At 56.9% G+C, this 17939-nt stretch carries 15 protein-coding genes; 8 read left to right on the top strand and 7 right to left on the bottom strand.

The genetic code is table 11. From position 1 onward, the window contains the following. Nucleotides 1–38: 38 nt before the first annotated feature. The 5 genes from GVK32_RS12330 to fruB form a co-directional block, all read right to left on the bottom strand. Nucleotides 39–974 carry a pseudouridine-5'-phosphate glycosidase gene (locus tag GVK32_RS12330; RefSeq protein ID WP_159866088.1) on the bottom strand — a complete coding sequence of 312 codons (936 nt, stop codon included), beginning with the start codon at nucleotides 972–974 and terminating at the stop codon, nucleotides 39–41. Beyond that, nucleotides 967–1902 carry a pseudouridine kinase gene (locus GVK32_RS12325; RefSeq protein WP_159866085.1) on the bottom strand — a complete coding sequence of 312 codons (936 nt, stop codon included), beginning with the start codon at nucleotides 1900–1902 and terminating at the stop codon, nucleotides 967–969. Before GVK32_RS12325 ends, GVK32_RS12330 begins: the two co-directional genes overlap by 8 nt. A 324-nt stretch (nucleotides 1903–2226) precedes the next feature. Further along, a complete protein-coding gene (gene fruA / locus GVK32_RS12320; protein WP_159866082.1) occupies nucleotides 2227–3909 on the bottom strand; it encodes a PTS fructose transporter subunit IIBC in 1683 nt (560 codons plus the stop codon). A gap of 16 nt (nucleotides 3910–3925) precedes the next feature. Continuing rightward, nucleotides 3926–4864 carry a 1-phosphofructokinase gene (gene fruK, locus GVK32_RS12315; RefSeq protein ID WP_041146489.1) on the bottom strand — a complete coding sequence of 313 codons (939 nt, stop codon included), beginning with the start codon at nucleotides 4862–4864 and terminating at the stop codon, nucleotides 3926–3928. Next, entirely contained in the window at nucleotides 4865–5995 is a 1131-nt protein-coding gene (fruB, locus tag GVK32_RS12310; RefSeq protein WP_159866079.1) for a fused PTS fructose transporter subunit IIA/HPr protein, read from the bottom strand. 332 nt (nucleotides 5996–6327) lie between these two features. Between fruB and setB the strand changes: the two genes are divergently transcribed. Next, nucleotides 6328–7509, top strand: coding sequence for a sugar efflux transporter SetB (setB, locus tag GVK32_RS12305; protein WP_159866076.1), 1182 nt, complete (start codon nucleotides 6328–6330; stop codon nucleotides 7507–7509). Nucleotides 7510–7532: 23 nt separating this feature from the next. On the opposite strand, the gene GVK32_RS12300 is transcribed toward setB, so the two are convergent. Next, entirely contained in the window at nucleotides 7533–7787 is a 255-nt protein-coding gene (locus GVK32_RS12300; RefSeq protein WP_159866073.1) for a YkgJ family cysteine cluster protein, read from the bottom strand. A gap of 147 nt (nucleotides 7788–7934) precedes the next feature. Here GVK32_RS12300 and yeiP point away from each other — a divergent pair, with 147 nt between their 5' ends. Then, the gene (yeiP, locus tag GVK32_RS12295; protein ID WP_041146493.1) at nucleotides 7935–8507 is read left to right on the top strand and encodes an elongation factor P-like protein YeiP; all 573 of its coding nucleotides are present in this window, start codon (nucleotides 7935–7937) and stop codon (nucleotides 8505–8507) included. Nucleotides 8508–8599: 92 nt separating this feature from the next. Here yeiP and uxuA read toward each other — a convergent pair whose 3' ends face one another. Further along, nucleotides 8600–9790 carry a mannonate dehydratase gene (uxuA, locus tag GVK32_RS12290; RefSeq protein ID WP_159866070.1) on the bottom strand — a complete coding sequence of 397 codons (1191 nt, stop codon included), beginning with the start codon at nucleotides 9788–9790 and terminating at the stop codon, nucleotides 8600–8602. Nucleotides 9791–9996: 206 nt separating this feature from the next. On the opposite strand from uxuA, the gene GVK32_RS12285 reads away from it, so the two are divergent. The 6 genes from GVK32_RS12285 (at nucleotide 9997) to GVK32_RS12260 (ending at nucleotide 17934) form a co-directional block, all read left to right on the top strand. Next, a complete protein-coding gene (locus tag GVK32_RS12285; RefSeq protein ID WP_159866067.1) occupies nucleotides 9997–11463 on the top strand; it encodes a mannitol dehydrogenase family protein in 1467 nt (488 codons plus the stop codon). A 121-nt stretch (nucleotides 11464–11584) separates the two neighbouring features. After that, nucleotides 11585–12562, top strand: coding sequence for a GTP-binding protein (locus GVK32_RS12280; RefSeq protein WP_159866064.1), 978 nt, complete (start codon nucleotides 11585–11587; stop codon nucleotides 12560–12562). A gap of 42 nt (nucleotides 12563–12604) precedes the next feature. Then, nucleotides 12605–13312: a phosphatase PAP2 family protein gene (locus GVK32_RS12275; RefSeq protein ID WP_159866061.1), complete on the top strand. Its 708-nt coding sequence runs from the start codon at nucleotides 12605–12607 to the stop codon at nucleotides 13310–13312. Between the two features lie 424 nt (nucleotides 13313–13736). Further along, on the top strand, nucleotides 13737–14312 hold the full coding sequence (gene mepS / locus GVK32_RS12270) for a bifunctional murein DD-endopeptidase/murein LD-carboxypeptidase (protein ID WP_159866058.1): 576 nt from the start codon (nucleotides 13737–13739) through the stop codon (nucleotides 14310–14312). 185 nt (nucleotides 14313–14497) lie between these two features. Next, a complete protein-coding gene (locus tag GVK32_RS12265) occupies nucleotides 14498–16066 on the top strand; it encodes a cyclic di-GMP phosphodiesterase (RefSeq protein WP_159866055.1) in 1569 nt (522 codons plus the stop codon). Nucleotides 16067–16128: 62 nt separating this feature from the next. Then, nucleotides 16129–17934: an extracellular solute-binding protein gene (locus GVK32_RS12260; protein WP_159866053.1), complete on the top strand. Its 1806-nt coding sequence runs from the start codon at nucleotides 16129–16131 to the stop codon at nucleotides 17932–17934. Nucleotides 17935–17939: the final 5 nt, after the last annotated feature.

Below are 17939 nucleotides of genomic sequence, written 5' to 3'. Positions count from 1 at the left end.
TATCGGGGCGGGCCACCGCAAACGACCCGCAACTGTCGTCAGGCTACCTGCTGATACTCTTTGGCAATCTCGCAGGCCAGAATGGCGTTGTTGAAGACCAGCTGAATATTGGATTTCAGGCTGTCTCCGCCGGTCAGCTCCGCAACGCGGGCCAGCAGGAACGGCGTACTCGCTTTCCCCACCACGCCTTGCTCTTCCGCCTCCTTCACCGCCCGGTTGATGGCGGCGTTGATTTTCTCTTCCGGCATCGCGAACGCTTCAGGAATGGGGTTCGCCACCACCATGCCGCCATTCAGACCCGACTGCCATTTCACCGCCATCGCTTTGGCGATCTCTTTGGCGCTATTGAGGCGAATGCTGACGTCAAACTGGCTGGTTCGGCAGAAGAATGCCGGCAGCGCAGAAGTTTGATAACCAATAAGCGGAACGCCAAACGTTTCTAAATATTCGGTCGTTAAACCGAGATCGAGAATAGATTTTGCACCGGCACAGACGACGGTGACGTTGGTATTTGACAGCTCCTGTAAATCGGCGGAAATATCAAACGTGTGCTCGGCTCCGCGATGCACACCGCCAATACCGCCGGTGGCGAAGACTTTAATCCCGGCCATTGCGGCAATAATCATGGTGGACGCCACGGTGGTCGCGCCATTTAATCCCGCGGCAACAACAAAGGGTAAATCACGACGACTGACTTTGGCGACGTTATGCCCTTCGCGGCCCAGTAGTTCAATTTCTTGACGGCTTAAGCCAACTTTCATGACGCCATGAATAATCGCAATGGTTGCCGGCACCGCCCCCTGGCGACGAATGGTTGCTTCTACTTCCAGCGCCGTTTGCGCATTTTCCGGAAATGGCATGCCGTGAGAAATAATGGTCGATTCCAGCGCTACTACTGGCTGATTATTTTTCAACGCCTGCTGAACTTCCGCAGAAACCTGTAATAATTCAGAGGAAATATTTAATTCAGACATATTCTTTCTCCACTACCTTTTTTACGTTGGCGTAAGATAATTCAGGGTTATTGGTGAATTCCGATGAGAGCGCCAGAGAAGAGCATCCCTGAGCAAACTTCACCGCTTGCGAAAATGAACAGCCGTCGAGCCAGCAGCAGGCAAGGCCAGCCATCATGGCGTCACCGGCGCCGGTGACGTTAACGACCTGAGTTTTCAGCGGCGCTGACCAGCCGCGTTCGCCCTCTTTCTCGCTGTAGTAAACCCCGTCGCCGCCCATGCTCAGCACCAGGCGCTTCAGGCCACGCTGATGAAACCAGTCGGCAACGCGCGCGACGTCATCCGTGCCGGACAGCGCGATACCGCTCAGCGTTTCAGCTTCAATTCGGTTCGGTTTCAGGGTGTGAATACGCCCCAGATGCTGGCTGATTTTCACGCATTTCCAGGCTGAAACCGGATCAACAAAAACGGGCGTTGTGCCGCTATTTTTCATCAACCAGGCGAGAGCGGCCTCGCTGATATTGCAATCAACGACAATCACCGCGGCATTGCAGATAAAATCATGATGCTGTCTTAAAAACGCTGGCGTAATATGTTCAGTGATGCTCATATCATTAATCGCCACCAGCATTTCACCGGTATTATCAAGCAGCGATAAATAGCTTGAAGTGCCTTCCCCCTGGATAACCTGACATTTATCGACGTGAACCCCGGACTGGGCCGTTTGTTTTAATAGAGAGTGGCCATAAAAATCGTCACCGACAACCGATAATAGCCACGCTGCTTTATTTAACAAGGAAATGTTTTGCGCAATGTTTCGCCCTACGCCGCCGGGAGTATATTTTATTTTCCCGGGATTAGAATCCGCATAGTTCAACGATACATTGGAATAACCAGCAACATCCATATTTGCCGATCCAATAATTACAACGTAATCATTTTCAGGCATGAAAATAACCTCCAGCATAAAAAATGCTATGGCAGTGGAATTATTGAATATCAATAAATAAGCATACTCCCATTCATCACCCTTAAATAAACACATGTTTGAATGTGAACATGTGTTTATGTTAGGCGGAATGTTTTTAAAGTAAAGAGGTCAGCAAGAGGGATTTCATATGAACATGAACAAAATCACAAAAAATGAATTGTATGGTTTTTAAACAGTTTAAAAATGCGAAGGAGAGCACATACGGCAGGATGAGCGGGAGGTGATGAGGCATAAAAAAAGGGCAGAGAAGACTCTGCCCTTGAGAACGATTTAATGGGTCGATCAGGCTGCTTTTTCTACTACCTGAACTTCAGGGCGTTTCAGCATCGCGTAGGAGAGCCCTGCGACCAGCGTACCAACGACAATCGCCATCAGATAACCGAGAACCGGCGTAATCGCGCCAGGAATCAGCAGGACGAACAGACCGCCGTGCGGCGCCATCAGCTTAGCACCGACCGCCATGGACATCGCACCGGTGACTGCACCGCCAACGATACAGCATGGCAGAACACGCATCGGATCACGGGCGGCGAACGGAATCGCCCCTTCGGTGATGAAGCACAGTCCGAGAACCAGGGCCGCCTTACCGCCTTCGCGCTGGCCTTTGTCAAACTTGTTGCGCGCAACCAGCGTGGCGATACCCATCGCCAGCGGTGGAACCATACCCGCCGCCATAATTGCCGCCATCGGCGCGTAGGTCTGGGTACTCAGCAGCCCGACGCCAAAGGCGTACGCCGCTTTGTTCACCGGACCGCCCATGTCGGTACACATCATACCGCCGAGGATCGCACCGAGCAGAACCGCGTTTGCCGTGCCCATGGTTTGCAACCAGTGGGTCAACGCTTCGAGGATCCCGGCAACAGGTTTACCAATCAGGTAAATCATCGCCAGACCTACGATCAGGCTGGAAACCAGAGGAATGATCAGGATTGGCTTTAGCGCCTCCATACTTTGCGGCAGTTTCAGCTTCGTACTGATCGCTTTCGCCACGTAACCGGCAAGGAAACCAGCGATGATACCGCCGATGAAGCCGGACCCGGTGCTTACCGCCAGCATACCGCCGATAAGACCCGGCGTCAGGCCCGGACGGTCAGCGATGGAGAAGGCGATAAAGCCCGCCAGTACCGGTACCATCAGCGCGAAGGCTGAGCCCCCACCGATTTGCATCAGCGCCGCCGCCAGCGTATCCTTCACTTCAAAGGCTTTAATACCAAAAGCGAAGGAGAGCGCGATACACAGACCGCCCGCGACCACCATCGGCAGCATGTACGACACGCCGGTCAGCAGGTGGCGATAGGCGCCAGCGGACTCTTTTTTGCCTTCCGCCGCGGCCTGGGATTTACCCGCAGGCTGATACGGTTTCGCTTCAACAACGGCTTTATCCAGCTCCTGAGCGGTTTTCTTCAGCGCCAGACCGGTAGTGGTGCGATACATCGGCTTACCGGCGAATTTCGCCAGATCCACTTCGATATCGGCAGCCACAACCACCAGATCAGCCAGTTCAACTTCTTCCGGAGTGATTGCATTGCCTGCGCCCACGGAGCCGCGCGTTTCAACTTTCACCCACCAGCCGCGTTTTTTCGCTTCGGTTTCGATAGCCTCTGCGGCCATAAAGGTATGCGCCACGCCGGTTGGGCAGGCGGTCACGGCGACAATGCGTTTCGGGCCGCTGGCCGCAGCGGGCGCCGCAGCCGGCGCGGCGTAAGGTGTGGCATGGCTTTTCGCCTCGCCGAGGAACAGCTCCGGGTGGGCAACGGCGCGGTTAATATCACCGAGGTACACCTTTTTACCGTTCAGCGCGCTGTCAGCAGGCAGCGTTGAGCCGAGGACGATAGCCAGCTCCGCATCGTTCGGGTTATCAATCAGTTCGAGTTGCGCTTTTTGCGCCGCGGTGCCCAGCAGGGTTTTCGCCATATAGGCGCGAGCCTGTCCGAGTCCGGCATCAATAATCAGCAGCGTTTTCATTATGCCTCTCCTGCTGTCAGTTAAACGGTTGTAAGTCGACGCGGGCCATCATTGCAGCCAACTGGGTACGATCGGTAATACCAACATTGCTCTGGCTCACCGCCAGGGCCGCAACGGCCGTGGCCAGGCGCAGAGTATGCTCGCTGGATTCACGCATCAGCAGGCCGTAAATCAGGCCGCCAACCATAGAATCGCCGGCGCCAACGGTGCTGACCACTTCGACTGAAGGCGGCTTGGCAATCCATTCGCCGGAGGCGTTAACCCACAGCGCGCCCTCTTCACCCAGCGAGATAACCACGTGGGCAATCCCCTGCTCGCGCAGCGCGTGGGCGGCGTCAATCACGTCTTTCATTTCAGGCAGCTTACGGCCGGCCCAAATCTCCAGCTCGCGGCGGTTTGGCTTCACTAACCACGGTGCCGCCTTCAGGCCGGCAACCAGCGCTTCGCGGCTGCTATCGAAAATAATGCACGGGCACTGGCTGCGCAGGCGAATCATCCATTCGGTGAAGGCCTCAGGGCTGACGCCTGACGGCAGGCTGCCGCTGACGCAAACCATATCGAACTGACCCAGCCAGCTCAGGGAATCATTGACGAAGCGCTCCCAGTCCCCCTGAGTGACCTCGAAGCCGGAGAAGTTAAAGTCGGTGACTTCGCCGTCTTTTTCCGTCAGCTTGACGTTAATGCGGGTACGGCCCTGCACAACCTGAAAACGGTTGGCAATTCCCAGCTCGCTAAACAGCTGCTGAAAACCATCCTGGTTATCTTTGCCGAGGAAGCCGCCGACGGTGACGTCAATACCGAGGTCTTTCAGAACCTTGGCGACGTTGATGCCTTTTCCGGCCGCGTGCAGGCCGGTGGTACGGACGAGGTTGACTTCGCCGCGCTCAACTTCCGGGGTGAAGCCCACCAGATCGTATGCCGGGTTTAAAGTAATCGTTGCTACACGTCTGCTCATTTATGCGCCCTCCCCAAGGCCTGCGGCGATAGCTTCGCCAATCGCATCCAGCGCCTGTTGCGCATCTTCACCCTGGGCGGTAAAGCGCAGACGGTGACCTTTTTTCACGCCCAGCGCCACGACCTTCATCAGGCTGCGGCCGTTGGCCGGCTTGCCGGAACCGTCGAGGTTGGTGACGGTAATGTCGCTGGAAAATTGTTTGATGGTATTAACCAGCATAGTGCCCGGACGCGCGTGCAGCCCGTGCTCGTTGCGCACGACAAATTCAGCGCTCAGCACGTCCTCGGCAATCGCATCATCGCTGGTCAGCAGCGCCAGCAGCGTGGCGCTGTCGGCCTTCAGCAGACGGTCAGCTTTTTTATCAATCAGCAGATTGCTCAGGCGACTGAGCACCGCGGTCGGCTGCTCGTCGGCCATCGCGACGGTAATCAGCAGCGAGACCGGCTGGTCATCGGCGGTAAATGCGCTGGCGGCGCGGCTCACGGCAACGGCGCTGCGCAGGTTGCCTTCCGCGCTGTCGTTCAGCCAGATACCCTGACCCAGGTTCAGCGGCTTATCGTTAATGGTGCGGCTGACAAACGCGGCGTCAACGGCGCCGGCCTCTTTCAGCCGCGCGGCGTTCAGCGCCTGCAGGGTCAGCAGATCGCTGGCTGCGATATCAAGGCTCAGCGTATCGTTATCGAGCTTCAGCATCTCGCTCTGCTTTTCACCCATCAGCAGGGCGCGCAGCTCTTCCGCCGTGATAGCCGACCTGAGCTGCTCGGCGACAGAATCATCGCTTAGCACATGCGTCAGCTGACGCAGCAGCCCGAGATGTTCATCAGAACTGGCGGCGATACCAATGGCAACATAGGCCGTCTGCCCTTCCCCCCAGGTCACGCCCTGCGGGAACTGATAGACCTGAACGCCGGTTTTCAGCACCTGATCGCGCGTGTCGGTGGTACCGTGCGGAATTGCAATCCCATTACCAAGGAAAGTAGAGGTCTGCTGCTCGCGCGCCAGCATCCCGTTAACGTAGCCCTCCGCCACGTTGCCTGCGCTTACCAGCGCAGAAGCAACCTGACGAATTGCCTCTTCTTTATTACCGGCCTGCTGGCCGGGATGAATATCCTGCACAGATAACTGGAACATGGATCTCCTCTCCTGCTGAGTTGAATCGTTTCAGCAACATGGTGAAAAAATGCGTCACCGTGCTGCTGAAGAAAACCCTGATGACGCTGAAACGTTTCAATTAGTCTGTACCTTTCTTAATCACCGCGCAAGATAAGTTATCAGCTTGATAACAGAAGTTAGAGATAACGCACATTTTTGCTGAAGCCGTATCGCAAGAACGGCCTCAGCTTCAGCATTTTGCTGAACGCAATATTTTGAAACGCCTTTTTGATTTATTAGCGCCACACTACTGTTCATTTTCTGACGGGCGGCGTAAACTCCGCGACTCCTGAAACCACAGATAACCGCACATGCAAAACAGTAGCGCCGCCCTTCCCCGACGCGGGTTCGATTTAACCTCTTCCGCCTTCCTGATAGTCGCTTTTCTGACCGGGATTGCCGGCGCGTTGCAAACGCCCACCCTGAGCCTGTTTTTGACCAATGAAGTGCACGTGCGCCCGGCGATGGTCGGCTTCTTTTTTACCGGCAGCGCGGTCATCGGCATTCTGGTAAGCCAGTTTCTCGCCGGCCGCTCGGACCGCCGCGGGGATCGTAAGCAGCTGATCGTCTTCTGCTGCCTGCTGGGCGTGCTGGCCTGCCTGCTGTTTGCGTGGAACCGCAGCTACTTTGTTCTGCTTTTCGTCGGGGTATTCCTCAGCAGCTTCGGCTCCACCGCCAACCCGCAGATGTTCGCCCTTGCCCGCGAGCATGCGGATAAAACCGGCCGCGAGGCGGTGATGTTCAGCTCGATTCTGCGCGCCCAGGTGTCGCTGGCGTGGGTGATCGGCCCGCCGCTGGCCTACGCGCTGGCGATGGGCTTCGGCTTTACCGTGATGTACCTCAGCGCCGCCGTCGCCTTCGTATTCTGCGGGGCGATAGTGTGGTTCTTTCTGCCCAGCATGCGCAAAGAGCCGAGGGCGGCGTCGGGCCAGCTGGAGGCTCCGCGCACCCATCGTCGCGACGCGCTGCTGCTGTTCAGCGTCTGCACGCTGATGTGGGGGATCAACAGCCTCTACATTATTAATATGCCGCTCTATATCATTAATGAGCTGCACCTGCCGGAGAAGCTGGCGGGATTAATGATGGGTGCCGCGGCCGGCCTTGAAATTCCGACGATGCTGATCGCCGGCTATTACGCCCGCCGTTTCGGCAAGCGTTTTCTGATGCGCGTCGCCGCCGTCGCCGGGCTGCTGTTTTACGTCGGCATGCTACTGGCTCACACGCCCGGGCTGCTGCTGGCGTTACAGCTGCTGAACGCCATTTTTATTGGCATCCTCGCGGGAATTGGCATGCTCTATTTTCAGGATTTAATGCCGGGTCAGGCGGGGGCGGCGACCACGCTGTATGCGAATACCATCCGCGTCGGCTGGATTATTTCCGGGTCGCTGGCCGGCGTGGTCGCCGAGATCTGGAGCTATCACGCGGTATTCTGGATCGCGCTCGGCATGGGAGCGATCGCCCAGCTGTGCCTGTGGCGCATCAGGGATATTTAAGCCGCAGAGATAGAACGGCGCCGTTAGCCGGCGGTGAGCCGTTCGAGATGAATAAGGTACGCCAGTGCCTCATCGCGCCGGGTTCCGCACATCTCGCGCTCTGGCTGCAGGCTGCCGCAAACTTTGGGGCGCAGCGGGGAGCCAAAGATATTGCACAGGTTGCCCGCAGACAGCTGTACGCATCGCGTGTTCGCGGGTTTGCCGTCAGGCATGCCGGGGATCGGGGATGAGATGGAAGGAGCGATACAGCAGGCACCGCAGTCAATACGACATTCCATAGATGGTTCTCTTAACGGTGCTTTTTCAGGCTCAGCCTAAACGTTTTATCCCAGGATAGCAAAACGCGCGAATTCCACTTGCCTGAAAGGCCCGGCGCGAGTAGTTTTACGCGATATTTTGACCCTTTAAGTTACAGGATTACCGCAATGCCAAGAGCGAATGAAATTAAAAAAGGTATGGTGCTGAATTACAACGGCAAGCTGCTGATTGTTAAAAACATTGATATTCAGTCACCGAGCGCCCGTGGCGCAGCAACGCTGTACAAAATGCGTTTCGCTGACGTACGTACCGGTCTGAAGGTTGAAGAACGCTTTAAGGGCGACGACATTGTCGATACCGTGACCCTGACCCGCCGCTACGTTGACTTCTCCTACGTCGATGGCAACGAATACGTGTTTATGGATAAAGAAGATTACACCCCGTATATCTTCACCAAAGAGCAGATTGAAGAAGAGCTGCTGTTTATTCCGGAAGGCGGCATGCCGGACATGCAGGTTCTGACCTGGGACGGCCAGCTGCTGGCGCTGGAGCTGCCGCAGACCGTCGATCTGGAAATTGTCGAAACTGCGCCGGGCATCAAGGGCGCATCCGCCAGCGCGCGCAACAAACCGGCAACCCTGAGCACCGGCCTTGTGGTGCAGGTTCCTGAATACCTGAGCTCGGGCGAACGCATTCGTATCCATATCGAAGAGAGCCGCTATATGGGCCGTGCCGACTAATCGAACGGCGGCTTAATCTCCGATAATCAACGCAAAAATGCCCGTCAGCATCGCCGCTGACGGGCATTTTATTATCCGACGAACTCTGTGACCTACAGCAGTTCCGGGTATTTCGTCATCTTCAGCGCCAGCTCAACGCCGCGCACTTCCGCCATCCCCTTCAGGCGACCGATCGCCGAATATCCCGGGTTGGTTTTCTTACGCAGATCGTCCAGCATCTGGTGACCATGATCCGGGCGGAACGGGATCGGCCGCAGATCGCCGGCGCGCTTGCGGCGCAGCTCTTCGCTCAGGATAGCATTCACCACCGCTACCATATTGACGTCGCCGTTCAGGTGCGCCGCCTCGTGGAAGGTTTTCGGGTTCTCTTCGCGGCAGGTCGATCGCAGATGGGTGAAGTGAATACGATCGCCGAAGGTTTCCACCATCTTCACCAGGTCGTTGTCGGCGCGCACGCCGTAGGAGCCGGTACACATGGTAAAACCGTTGTTAATGCTATCAACAACCTCTTTCAGCCACTGCATATCCTCGATGGTCGACACGATGCGCGGCAGGCCCAGAATTGGACGCGGCGGATCGTCCGGGTGAACGGCCAGGCGCACGCCCACCTCTTCACATACCGGCACGATGGCGCGCAGGAAGACGGCCATATTTTCACGCAGCTGCGCTTTATTAATATGGTCATATTCGGCCAGGCGCGCGCGGAACTGATCGAGGGTGTAGCCCTCTTCGGCTCCCGGCAGGCCGGCAATAATATTGCGGGTCAGCTTTTCAACTTCCGCAGCGCTCATCGCCGTAAAACAGGCCTGCGCCTGGCGCTGCTCCTCTTCGCTGTAGTCGGCCTCCGCACCGGCGCGCTGCAGGATATGCAGCTCAAAGGCGGCAAAAGCGATGTGATCAAAACGCAGCGCCTTCGAGCCGTCCGCTAGCTGATACTCCAGATCGGTACGCGTCCAGTCGAGGATCGGCATAAAGTTGTAGCAGACGGTATCGATCCCGCAGGCCGCCAGGTTGCGGATGCTCTGCTGGTAGTTGGCAATCCAGGTCGCATATTGCCCGCTATGGGTCTTGATCTCTTCATGCACCGGGATGCTTTCGACCACCGACCACGTCAACCCTTTTTCCGCCAGCAGCGCCTGACGCTGCTTGATATCTTCAACGGGCCATACCTGCCCGTTCGGAATATGGTGCAACGCGGTAACCACGCCCGTCGCGCCGGCCTGTCGTACATCATCAAGCGATACCGGATCGTTCGGTCCGTACCAACGCCAGGTTTGCTCCATCGCTATACCCCTTCAAAGTTGTTATACCAATAACGCGAACATCAATGACGACTACCATACAGGCTTCCGCAGGAGGGTCAATTTATCCCGCTGAATTGATTGATCCAGCTCACACTAAGCGTATAAATACGGCTCACCAATTTAATTTGTTGTCATATAACTTTACACTGACCGTGTTAATCATTGGTTAATCAGGTGTGTAAAGAATGACGACTATTGCTACAGCTACGCTACCGGAAGACGTACAGCTTCCCCGCTACGATCGCAGCCAGCTGCGCTCGCGTATTGTGCACTTTGGGTTTGGCGCCTTTCATCGCGCGCACCAGGCGCTGCTTACCGACCGGGTGCTCAACAACAGCGGCGGCGACTGGGGGATCTGCGAAATAAGTCTGTTCAGCGGCGATCGGCTGATGAGCCAGCTCCGCCAGCAGGATCACCTGTTTACCGTGCTGGAGAAAGGGGCGCAGGGCAATAAGGCTATCGTGGTCGGCGCGGTGCACGAGTGCCTGAACGCTAAACTCGATTCGCTCCCGGCGATAATCGAGAAGTTTTGCGAACCGCAGGTCGCCATCGTCTCTCTGACGATTACTGAAAAAGGCTACTGCATCGACCCGGCAAGCGGGTTGCTGGATGTCAAACAGCCGCGCATCGTGCACGATCTGGATAACCCGACGCTACCGCAGTCGGTGCCGGGCATTTTGGTCGAGGCGCTTGCCCGCCGTCGTGAGCGCCGCCTGCCGCCGTTTACCGTGCTCTCCTGCGATAACATTCCCGACAATGGCCACGTGGTGAAAAACGCCGTGCTGGGAATGGCACAGAAACGCTGTCCGGAGCTGGCGCAGTGGATTGCTGAACGAGTCAGCTTCCCCGGCACGATGGTCGACCGCATCGTTCCCGCCGCCACCGACGAGTCGCTGGCGGAAATCAGCGCCGCGCTGGGCGTCGAAGATCCCTGCGCCATCAGCTGCGAGCCGTTTATTCAGTGGGTGGTTGAAGATAACTTTGTCGCCGGCCGCCCGGCGTGGGAAACCGTCGGCGTGCAGATGACCGACAACGTGCTGCCCTGGGAGCAGATGAAGCTGCGAATGCTCAACGGCAGCCACTCTTTCCTCGCGTGGCTCGGCTACCTTGCGGGCAATGCGCATATCAGCGACTGCATGCGGGATGAGGTGCTGCGCGCCGCCGCGCGCCGGCTGATGCTCGATGAACAGGCGCCGACGCTCTCTATTGAAGGCGTCGATCTGACGGGCTATGCCGACGGTCTTCTCGAGCGCTTCAGCAACCCGGCGTTAAAGCATCGCACCTGGCAGATCGCAATGGACGGCAGCCAGAAGCTTCCGCAGCGCATGCTTGACGGCATCCGGGTGCACCTCGCTCGCGGCAGCCGCTGGCCGCTGCTGGCGCTTGGCGTCGCCGGCTGGATGCGCTACGTCAGCGGCGTGGACGATGCCGGCCAGCCGATTGACGTTCGCGACCCGCTGGCGGAGAAAATCCACGTCCTTGTCGCCGGCAGCAATGAGCAAGAGCGGGTCAGCGCCCTGCTCTCCCTCGAAGAGATTTTTGGCAACGACCTTCCTCACAGCGTCGAATTTGTCGCCAACGTGACCTCGGCCTGGCGCCAGCTCTTATCGCTGGGTGCACGCCAAGCCATCGCTGCCGCGCTGGATTCTTAACAATTTCTGCTGTTTAACGGACAGAAATATTTTCTGTCCGCCCTAACCCTTCTCTTTTCCCCTTTTTTTCGTCAGGATAGTCTCAACTGTTACAACATTACATTTCTATCCTGGAGAAAATGTGACCAAAACAAACTTGATCACGGGGTTTCTCGGCAGCGGTAAAACGACCTCGATTCTTCATCTGCTGGCCCACAAGCCTGCAGATGAAAAATGGGCCGTACTGGTCAATGAGTTTGGCGAAGTGGGCATCGACGGCGCTCTGCTGGCCGATAGCGGCGCATTACTCAAAGAAATTCCCGGCGGCTGCATGTGCTGTGTCAACGGCCTGCCAATGCAGGTCGGGCTGAATACCCTGCTGCGCCAGGGGAAGCCGGACCGGCTGCTGATTGAGCCAACCGGGCTCGGTCACCCGAAACAGATCCTCGATATTCTCACCGCCGCGGTCTACGAGCCGTGGATCGACCTGCGCGCGACGCTGTGCGTCCTCGATCCCCGCCAGCTTCTGGATCCGAAAGCGGTGGCCAACGAAAACTTCCGCGATCAGCTGGCCGCCGCCGACGTCATTATCAGCAATAAAACCGACCGGATGACCGCTGAAAGCGAGCGCGCCTTCAGCGTCTGGTGGCAGGAGTATGCCGGCAAGCGCCTGCACGTCAGCGCCACCCAGGGAAGTATTGACCCGGCGCTGCTGGACCTGCCGCGGCTGAACCTTCGCCCGCTACCGGAGAGCGCGGAACATGCGCACGGCCACGGGCAGAAAAAGGGCCTCGCGGCGCTGAGTCTCCCCGGCCACCAGCGCTGGCGCCGTAGCCTGAACGCAGGCCAGGGCTACCAGGCCTGCGGCTGGATTTTTGACGCCGATACCACCTTCGATACTGTTGGCCTGCTGGAGTGGGCGCGGCTGGCCCCGGTGGGCCGCGTGAAGGGCGTGATGCGTATTGCCGAAGGCCTGGTGCGGATTAACCGTCAGGGACTGGACCTCAGTATTGAAACGCAGAACGTCGCCCCGCCGGACAGCCGCATAGAGCTTATCTGCGACGGCGAGGCGGACTGGAATGCACTACAAGCCGCTCTGTTGAGGCTACGTTTAAGTTAAGGCAGCTATGTTTGCCACCGTTTTACACAATATGCGACCGTTATGAATAAAACCCGAATCCCCCTTATCCTGCTGCTTAACGCCGCGGGCATTGCGCTTTTTTTATCATGGTATCTGCCCGCCAACCACGGGCTGTGGTTTCCGCTGGATTCCGCCATTTTCCACTTCTTTAACCACAACGTCGGCGTCAACCGCGGCTATACCTGGCTGCTGGCGATTATCAACAACCGCGCTTTCGACGCCTGCTCTCTGCTGGCGATGGGAGCCGTGATGCTGAGCTTCTGGCTGAAGGAGCAAAGCGCCGGCCGCCGGCGAATCGTCATCATCGGCCTGGTCATGCTGCTGTCGGCGGTGGTGATAAACCAGCTGGCGCAGCATCTGATGCCGGTTAAACGCGCCAGCCCGTCGCTCTCGTTTAGCGGTATCGTTAAGGTCAGCGACGTGGTCTCATTCCCGACCAAAGATGCCTCAAAGGATAGCTTCCCGGGCGATCACGGGATGATGCTGCTGATTTTCGCCACCTTCATGTGGCGCTATTTTGGCCGTCGGGCGTTTGCTATTTCCCTCGCCATTTTCGTTGTGTTTGCCTTCCCGCGAGTGATGATTGGCGCCCACTGGTTTACCGATATTGCCGTCGGTTCATTAACCGCGCTGCTGGTCGGCGCTCCCTGGGTTCTGCTGACGCCATTGAGCGACAAAATGATTGCCTGGTTCGACCGGACCCTGCCCGCTGGAATGCACAAAAATTAACATCCCCGTCGCATATTATTAAATATCCATAAGGGATCGTTCTCGGTCCCTTTTTTTAAGTTTCGCCTTTTTTATCCCCACAATCATCTTTCTGTCACATTAATCGTCTTAGAAATGAGGTAATTGCGTATTTTTCACCCATCTCTGCCGCTATTTTGGCCTTTCCCGATGTTTCACTTTTTGTCGCAAAAATTCTTATAAGAAATCTCGCAAAACCGCTCGCCATCCCAGTGTTGATAGGGTAATCTCATTCTCGTTTTGCCTTTCCAGCAACGTAAAACCGGCATCAGAATTAAATTGTGCGTTACTGCACAAATTTAGATTTAAGGAATTGTCTCATTGCTGCCAGGTATTTAGGCTCTAACACGTTTGGCATTTTTTATAACGACATTGTCGTTAAGGACAACAAGGGAAAACACACAACATGGTCAAATCTCAGCCGATTTTGAGATATATCCTGCGGGTCGTTCCCGCGATAGCAGTGGCAGTTTTGCTCTCTGCCTGTAGTTCGACAACAAGTAGTACCGCAAAGAATATGCATTCTGAGACGCTTGGTGTGGGTAGTGGCGATTTATCATCACTGCAAGCCTCTCAGGATGAATTTGAAACAATGGTTAGCAATCTGGACGTTAAGTCCCGTTTGATGGACCAGTATGCTAGCTGGAAAGGCGTGCGTTACCGCCTTGGCGGTAGCACCCGGAAAGGCATCGACTGTTCGGCATTCGTGCAGCGCACCTTCCGCGAACAGTTTGGTCTGGAACTGCCGCGCTCAACTTCCGAGCAGCGGGATTCCGGCAAGTCGATTTCACGTTCCCAGCTGCGCACGGGTGATTTAGTCCTGTTCAGAGCGGGTTCCACTGGCCGCCATGTGGGTATCTACATCGGCAACAACCAGTTCGTTCATGCTTCCACCAGCAGCGGTGTGACCATCTCCAGCATGAACGAGCCGTACTGGAAAAAGCGCTATAACGAAGCGCGCCGTGTACTGAGCCGTTCGTAATCTCTTCCATCGTCAGTTTTCCCTTGGCTGACGAACGGAAATTAAAAAACACTGCCAAGGCAGTGTTTTTTTTGCTCATCGCCTCGCAAAGCCGCAATATAAGCTATGTCTTTAAATGGAAACGGTGAAATCGTTTTTCTGTCACCCCATTAGCGCGCCTCATAAACACGGACTGACTATAGCCTATGCTTACCCGCTACTTCTCACCCCGGCGTAAAATCTGGCTGGCCAGCACACTGATTGGAGTTATCGTCGCCCTGCTGGTCGGTAGCATTCAATTTATGGTTATCTACCACAACCGCTCTGAACGCTTTGACTCCATCATCAATAACGTCAACGTCTACCTGAATGAGTATTTCCACCAGCTTAATCAGACCATCGCCGAGCTGCAGCCGCTGGTCGACCGGGAGTGTGAGAATGTCGCGTCGGGCCTGACCGCGCATGCCGCATTCAGCCCAAACGTGCGGGCGTTTCTGCTGGTTAAAAATGGTCAGGCGTTTTGCTCCTCGGCAACCGGCCCCATGAAGACGCCCCTGGAGCAGCTTATTCCGCAGCTCGATATCACTAAACCCGTTGATATGGCCATTCTTCCGGGTACGCCGATGATGCCAAAAAGCTCGGCGCTGGCGATGTGGGTACGCAGCCCACACGGCGGTAACGACGGTATCTTCGTGTCAATTAATACCAACCTGACGCCCTATATTCTCTATTCCGCCCGGCAAAATGACTTCAGCGGCATCGCGCTGGTGGTCAACAACAGCGCTATTTCGACCTTCAGCAACAGGCTGGTTAACCCGCAAGCGATGCTCTCCGAGCCGATTCGCGCAGTGCAGATCAAGGAGCTGCCGCTCAAGGTCTACCTCTACGCCAACAGCTGGCTGGCTGAAAACACCCAGTACGCCCTGCTGTTGGGCGTGGTATGCGGGCTGCTGGCGGGACTGCTGGGCTATTACGTGCTAACGATCAAGTCCGATCCGCGAAAAGCAATCCTGATGGGAATAAAGAACGACCAGTTTTACATTGTCTATCAGCCGGTCGTCAAAGCCGATACCCTGCACATTAGCGGCGTTGAGGTACTGATGCGCTGGCGCCATCCGGTCGCCGGCGAGATTCCCCCGGACGTCTTTATCAACCTGGCTGAAACCCAGCAGATGATCGTGCCGCTGACCCACCATCTGCTGGCGCTGATCGCGCGCGATGCGCCAACGCTGCAAAAGATCTTCCCGGCGGGGAGCAAGCTCGGCCTGAATATCTCCCCGGCCCACCTGCACGCCGACAGCTTTAAGTCGGATTTACGGCAGTTTGCCGCCGCCCTGCCGGCCAACCACTTTAGCGTAGTGCTGGAGATAACCGAACGCGCGATGATCGATAAGAACCGATCGCTGGCCATCTTTGACTGGCTGCACGAACAGGGCTTTGAAATTGCGATTGATGATTTTGGCACCGGCCACAGCGCGCTGATTTATCTTGAACGCTACAACTTCGACTTTTTGAAAATCGATCGCGGCTTCGTGCAGGCTATCGGCACCGAAACCGTCACTTCGCCGGTGCTTGATGCCGTGCTGACGCTAAGCCGCCGCCTGCAGCTCCTGACCGTTGCCGAAGGGGTTGAAACGCCTGAACAAGCGGAGTGGCTGCGCAAGCACGGCGTGCACTACCTGCAGGGCTACTGGATAAGCCGGCCTCTGCCGCTGGAAACGCTGCTCACCGCGCACGACGAACCGGCGAAATACTTCGCCGCCGCCGAGCGCTGATGATGATTTAATCTATGGACGGGCCCGCTCTGGGCCCACCGACAGAGGATAACAACCTGGCTATGTTTTCGCGTATCTGTCTGATATTAATTACCTTTATCAGCCTTAACGGTCAGGCGCAGGCCGTGAAAGAGAGCCACAGCTTCGCCATTATTGGCGAGCCGAAATACCCTGACGGCTTTAGCCATTTCGCCTACGCCAATCCGGCGGCGCCAAAAGGCGGCGGCATCACGCTCACCTCCATTGGCACCTTCGACAACTTCAACCGCTACGCGCTGCGCGGTAACCCCGGCGTGCGTACCGATGCCCTGTACGATACGCTGTTCACCACCTCCGACGACGAAGCGGGCAGCTACTATCCGCTGATCGCCGACGGGGCGCGCTACGCCGATGACTTTTCGTGGGTTGAGGTCACCCTCAATCCGCAGGCCCGCTTTCATGACGGCACGCCGATCCGCGCCAGCGACGTCACCTTTACCTTCCAGAAGTTTATGACCGAAGGCGTCCCGCAGTTTCGCCTGTTCTACAAAGGTACCCGCGTCAAGGCCATCGCCCCGCTCACCGTGCGCATCGAGCTCGGCCAGGCGGGCAAAGAGAACATGCTCAGCCTGTTCACCCTGCCGGTCATGCCGGAAAAGTTCTGGCGGGATCACAAGCTCAGCGACCCGCTCTCCACCCCGCCGCTGGCCAGCGGCCCCTATCGTATTACCGACTGGCGGATGGGTCAGTACATCGTTTACTCGCGCGTTAAAACCTACTGGGCGGCCAATCTTGCGGTCAACCGCGGGCGCTGGAACTTCGATACGCTACGCTACGACTACTATCTCGACGATAACGTCGCCTTTGAGGCCTTTAAGGCGGGGGCGGTAGACCGGCGGGAGGAGACGATGGCCAAAAACTGGGCCACCCGCTACGTGGGACGCAACTTTACGCGCGGCTACATCGTGAAGGATGAGTATCAGAATACCTCGGCGCAGGATACCCAATGGCTGGCCTTCAACATTCAGCGCCCGGTTTTTGCCGATCGTCAGGTACGCGAGGCCATTACCCTCGCCTTCGATTTTGAATGGATGAACAAGGCGCTGTTTTACAACGCCTACAGCCGCGCCAACAGCTACTTCCAGAATACCGAATACGCGGCCCGCGCGGCGCCCGATGCCGATGAGCTTGCCCTGCTGACGCCGATGAAAAACGATCTTCCGCCCGAGGTCTTCACCGCGCTCTATCAGCCGCCACAATCCGACGGCGGCGGTTTCGATCGGGCAAATCTGCTAAAGGCGGACAGCCTGCTCAACAAGGCCGGATGGGTGTTGAAAAACCAGCGCCGGGTGAACGGCAAAACCGGGAAGCCGCTGCGTTTTGAGCTGCTGCTGCCCGCCGGCGGTAACGATCGCTGGGTGCTGCCCTTTCAGCACAACCTACGCCGTCTCGGCATCACCATGGATATTCGCCAGGTGGATAATTCCCAGTACAGCAATCGCCGCCGCAGCCGGGATTACGATATGATGCCGATGGTCTGGCGGGCGACGCCGTGGCCCGGCACCGACCTGCAGGTTTCCTGGGACTCGGCCTATATTCACTCCAGCTACAACGCGCCGGGGGTGCAAAGCCCGGTCGTGGATAGCCTTATCGCGCAGATTATTCGCTGGCAGGGCAACGAGCAGAAGCTGCTGCCTCTGGGCCGCGCGCTGGACCGGGTGCTCACCTGGAACTACTACATGTTGCCGATGTGGTATATGGCGCAGGACAGAACGGCCCGCTGGGACAAGTTCTCGTTCCCGTCAACGCGGCCTGTATACTCCTCCGGCTTTGACAGCTGGTGGTATGACGTTAACAAAGCGGCAAAACTGCCCGCGGACAGACGCTGAGGAAC

The sequence above is a fragment of the Klebsiella sp. 18074 genome, from assembly GCF_902705905.1.
Taxonomy (GTDB): domain Bacteria; phylum Pseudomonadota; class Gammaproteobacteria; order Enterobacterales; family Enterobacteriaceae; genus Klebsiella; species Klebsiella terrigena.
This window is presented reverse-complemented; position numbering and strand designations above follow the sequence as displayed.